The sequence below is a fragment of the Thalassospira sp. CH_XMU1420-2 genome (assembly GCF_037029325.1).
Classification (GTDB): domain Bacteria; phylum Pseudomonadota; class Alphaproteobacteria; order Rhodospirillales; family Thalassospiraceae; genus Thalassospira; species Thalassospira povalilytica.
In genome coordinates, this window is record NZ_JAYMEG010000057.1 from 1 (window position 1) to 1,112 (window position 1,112).

The window sequence follows — 1,112 nt, forward strand, 5'->3', positions numbered from 1 at the left end:
CGAATTTCCACTTCGTCGCCTGGGGTGGGAAGGCCTGCCCCACGACAGAGGAATGGCGTAAATTTAATCATGATCAATAATGCATTCATCTGGATGACCGGTGGGTATCCCAGCGCCAATTGCACAATAACTTCCTTCAGGATCGTCAGGCGATGAAGCTTGGAAGCTTCACTGGTGTTAAAGGTATTCCCAACCAAGACATTGTTATGTGGGTGTCGATGGGGGCGATTGTAGACCGATCTGACGACATCCTTGGCGCGTCAGATCTAGCGATTGTCGAGTTCCGCAGGCTAATGGTCGATGCTGCGAAAAAAGTCGCAGCAGGGGGCGATGCACTTGGTACAACGGAGCCAAGAGTCCCTCACACAACCATCGCATCTCGCGAAGGCGTTTACCCGAAAACCCTTGATTGGCGTACGCTTGTTGAAGAAGAGAGCGTTGCTGCCGAATGACTTTATTGGGCAGGTTCGCGGACGAACCTGCCCTTCTCATAAAATAAAACTAAGATATCTAATTTTATGGTTGACTGCTGGTGTGAGCTGCCATTTAATTTAGATATCTTATAATAACAAAGATAACGACCTTTCCGCGAAAGATAAAAAAACACGACGCGGATTTTCCGGGAGGAAAACAGCATGAAGCCTCTAAAAGCTTCTACTGCCGAGGACCTACTAACCGAGAGAGTTCCCAAAGGGCTGTATTACGGTGGCACTTGGCATCGCTCCGAGAGCGAACCGATTACTGTGTATGCACCGTCGACTGGCGCCAAGCTTGCCCGAGTTGACCGTGCCACGGAATCAGATCTTGATGCGGCAGTAAGGGCTGCGAGCGCAGGGCAAAAGCGATGGGCGCGTACTACACCTCGTGAGCGTTCACAGGTGATGCGAGAAGCAGCCGCTATTATTCGTGCGAATAAGGACGAACTTGCCCGCCTTGATGCGCTTGATAGCGGTAACTCGCTCAAAGGAATGCTGTTTGATGTCGAGCTCGCAGCAACTTTGATGGATTTTTTCGCGGGCCTGGCTACCGAACTTACTTCTATGTCAACGGCCCCGGACAGCCGTTCAAGGACGAAGTCGCGCCCATTGCCGGTGAAACCGTCTTCGCCAAGC

2 protein-coding genes are annotated in these 1,112 nt (G+C 51.4%); both read left to right on the plus strand.

Going from position 1 to position 1,112, the window contains the following annotated elements; genetic code table 11:
• The first annotated feature begins 89 nt into the window (after positions 1 to 89).
• The gene (locus tag WA429_RS21220) at positions 90 to 452 is read left to right on the plus strand and encodes a hypothetical protein (protein ID WP_336107911.1); all 363 of its coding nucleotides are present in this window, start codon (positions 90 to 92) and stop codon (positions 450 to 452) included.
• Positions 453 to 635: 183 nt separating this feature from the next.
• On the plus strand, positions 636 to 1,112 hold a 477-nt coding region (locus tag WA429_RS21225; protein ID WP_336107910.1), incomplete at its 3' end, for an aldehyde dehydrogenase family protein.